The sequence below is a fragment of the Priestia sp. P5_B4 genome (assembly GCF_056400385.1).
Genome location: NZ_JBFULJ010000393.1, coordinates 1 through 3,467 on the forward strand (window position 1 = coordinate 1; position 3,467 = coordinate 3,467).

Here is a 3,467-nt window from a genome sequence, read left to right on the forward strand (position 1 = left end):
CCTCTCTTTCTACTAACGGTACTTTTACTTCTAGCTTTGTTCCTTTGTCGGGCAAGCTAATAATTTTTAATAGGCCCCCAATTTCAACTGCGCGTTCGTACATATTTTGCAGACCGTACGATCCGACTTTTTCCTTTTCCACATCAAAACCAACTCCATTATCAACAATACGTAAAATAATAGAAAAATCACGTTTAATTAGCAGCACATCTAAAGCTGTTGCATTGGCATGACGCAGCGTATTTGATACGGATTCTTGCAAAATTCTAAACAAGTGGTCTTCAATGCCTTTATCAAGTTCAAATCCTTCTATTTTCCAATTTAATTCAAGCGGTACTTTTTGAGCAAGCTCATTCATCAGTTCTTTCATTCCAGCCTGTAGCGATTTTCCTTTTAATGCTGCAGGACGAAGATGAAGAAGCAAAGCCCTCATTTCAAGCTGTGATTGGTTAATCATTTTTTCAACCATCTTTAATTGCTTAGCTTCAGAGTCTTGCAGCCTAAGATTGGACTCCGTAATAGCAGACATAAGCATCGAAGCGGCAAATAGCTGCTGACTAACGGAGTCATGCRGTTCTCTAGCAAGCCGATTTCGTTCCTGAGAAACAATTTCTTGCACTTGCTTTTGCTGATTTTCCACTTTTTCCGTTGCCATCTTTTGAGATTGCTGTGCTTGAAGAATCATTTTATGATCTACTTTATTTAAACGGCTTATAATTCGAGACGTTTCTTGAATAAGCGGTTCATTTGCCAACATATGCCGGTGGCCATTTTCTATTTCATATAATCGGTTTTCAACATATGTCCACTGCTGTCTCCACATAAACCCCATGATTCCTCCAATCACGCTTCCAATCGTAAGGCTCAAACTGAAGGAAAACAGCACAAAAGKCATGCCAAATACGCTTGTTTTCCATAAGTCGCTAAGTTGAAAAACAGGATATGCAAAAAACACGGTAAGGAGCACGGATACAAATACAAAAAAACTTAGGAAAATCCCCCATAATAACTGCCGTTGAAGAATACTCATATCCTTTGCACCTCTAAATCTCCAATCACAACAGTTGTAACAATCTTCACCCTATGAGCAGATTGATCAAATTCCTCTGTTTTGATAGACAAATTTTCATTGAACGAAAAGCCGCGCTGATGTCCAAAAACCGTTACGTTTCCTGCTAGTTTAGAATGATTCATAGATACTTCCGTTTCGTAAGGAATGAGCACTTTAATATTTCCAAACACTTGACGAATAAAAATAACCGCATCGCCTTTTGGCAGAACGGTATTGCTTAAATCAACCACAATGTCGCCCCATACGCTTTGAATATTAATATCATCCCATTCGTATACGGAGTCTTCGGTTCTTTGACTACCAAGAAGTTTATTCGTCAAAACCGGCCGGACCTGCACCAAACTTTGGTTTGGCTGCTGGGTAAATTCGTCAGTTGGTCTGAATTCAACCGGATGCTTTCTTGATTGAATAAATCTAAGTAAAAAATACAGAAAAAGAGCAATAACTAAAAACTTAAAGGCAACCGTATTAAATATATTCAACACAAGCCCAATAACGCCAATCCAAAATAAAATGCGCCCTAGTTTTCTTCTCATTTTTTTTCGCCCAATATACATGAACGCACCGGCAATTAATACAGAAAAGATCAAGCCGCTGTGAAAAAACATAATTTCAATAAACAGGACAAATAAACTGCAAATAAAAATGAACATAAGAGATTCTGTTTTGTTTACGCTTTGCACAGCTCTCTCTCCCTTCTCCTCATAGATGACATAGCGTTCTTTGGATGCTGCAGGTATCTATTCTCTCACCTTAAAAAGACGCAGAAACCTACGCCTTTTTTAGAATACCATGTTTTATGCAGAAACACTGATTTTTTACGATGATTTTACTCTTTTTTCTAATTCAGCAATCTTGCTGTCTACCGTTTGTCTATAGTAATTTGTATTAATTTGATTTTCAAGCTGGTCAATATAGGTTTCCATTTCGTCAAACTGGCTGTAAGACGTATAAGATGCTTCTGTTTTCATTATTGAATTCATACGATGATGCGCACGAGCAATATTTTCGCGCCCCATTAGTTCCATACGGCGAATATGCATATCTTTTACCTTATGCTTCATTTCTTCATACTTTTGTTCGAGCTCTTCTAACTGCTTGGATGCATCTTCATAAGATTCTTTTACGCGCTTTGCTCTCTCTTCGTAGTGAGCATGTTCTTTTAAAATAAATTCATGTAATTCCGCTTCTTCAGCTGCTTGTGCTACTTGTGCTTGTTCATGGCGCTTTTTCATCATGTCAAGGGCCAGATGATATTCGCGATTAAACTGTTCTTTTAACGTGTGCTGTCGCTCAACAAGCTGCCTTACCTTTTCGGTCTCCTGCTCGCATTGACGCAAATAGTGGTTTAGTGCAGCAATTGGATTTTTTTGTTCTTTGTGATCAAGCAATTGATGAAGGTCTGCAGAAATCGTTTCTTTCATTCGAGTAAATAAGTTTCTCATTTTGTTCATCTCCTTAGATAATAAAGTAAACTTTTATTATTTTTGATTTAAGTCAGCCCACTGACGTTCAAAATGCTTAAACGGATCTTCTTTTTCCGTTTTTATAGGGCTGCTGCTGTTCCACTTTTTATATACAATGTAAAGTACGACTGCTGCGATGATACCAGCAAGGGCCGGGAGGTTTGAAACAGTTGTTAAGAGTACGACAACACCAATAAACCCCCAGAGCCATTTTTTAAAGGGGGTCTCTGCTTTAACAAACCCTTTAAATGCTACGTACAAAATAACCAAGCCAAGTGCAAGCCCTACCATCGGACCGGCATTTGCAAGAAGAACGATAGCAGCTACCGCTCCAATCAAAAACAAACCAACTTTTTTCATTTTGTCTCCTCCTTTCGCTTATCTATATACTTAGTTTAAGGATTATGACGTTTTTTCAAAACGAGCTAAAGCTTTATTTTCTCCTAAGACCTGAGGCTGACAACAAGCTCAGTCTGATTGTACAAAAAAATGACAGCTTATGATAAGCTGTCATTTTGACATAAAAAAAGCTCTTCCATTATACGAAGAGCTGGGTTGGATTAAAATATAGTGTATAACAACAAGTGTCGATTGCTTTTCAATAACGTTCTGTAAGCCATGTTTTGTACCATTGTACTGCAAGCGGCTAGCTACCTCGTACTCCGGTGGCAATTATCTATCTACAAAATGTAACCATTTTGTCCTTCCTTCCGTTCAGTTCCTTCCAGAAAGTTCCCCTACCATTATTTGGGTTTCTCGCTCGAGGGGTTTACCTCGTTCCACTCTTACCATTTCTGATAAGACTTCGTCACTGTGGCACTTTCAGAGTAGTCAAGCCATATCTTAAAAAAGACTTAGGCTTTTTCCCCGCCGTTAGCTTTTAACAGCTACCCTAGCTTATGACTTCGCTAGGCACGAACACTACAGAC

The 3,467-nt window shown here is 38.5% G+C and carries 4 protein-coding genes and 1 other RNA gene; all 5 read right to left on the minus strand.

Features of this window, described 5'->3' with window-relative positions; translation table 11 throughout:
- On the minus strand, positions 1–1,030 hold a 1,030-nt coding region (locus AC1DRF_RS19980), incomplete at its 3' end, for a sensor histidine kinase (protein WP_477741500.1).
- The gene (gene liaF, locus AC1DRF_RS19985) at positions 1,027–1,755 is read right to left on the minus strand and encodes a cell wall-active antibiotics response protein LiaF (RefSeq protein ID WP_230184573.1); all 729 of its coding nucleotides are present in this window, start codon (positions 1,753–1,755) and stop codon (positions 1,027–1,029) included. The genes AC1DRF_RS19980 and liaF, both read right to left, overlap by 4 nt.
- Positions 1,756–1,890: 135 nt before the next feature.
- Positions 1,891–2,517 carry a PspA/IM30 family protein gene (locus tag AC1DRF_RS19990; protein ID WP_427075443.1) on the minus strand — a complete coding sequence of 209 codons (627 nt, stop codon included), beginning with the start codon at positions 2,515–2,517 and terminating at the stop codon, positions 1,891–1,893.
- A gap of 36 nt (positions 2,518–2,553) precedes the next feature.
- Positions 2,554–2,898 carry a lmo0954 family membrane protein gene (locus AC1DRF_RS19995; protein ID WP_014460940.1) on the minus strand — a complete coding sequence of 115 codons (345 nt, stop codon included), beginning with the start codon at positions 2,896–2,898 and terminating at the stop codon, positions 2,554–2,556.
- Between the two features lie 247 nt (positions 2,899–3,145).
- Positions 3,146–3,467: RNase P RNA component class B (rnpB, locus tag AC1DRF_RS20000), an RNA gene on the minus strand; the annotation flags it as partial.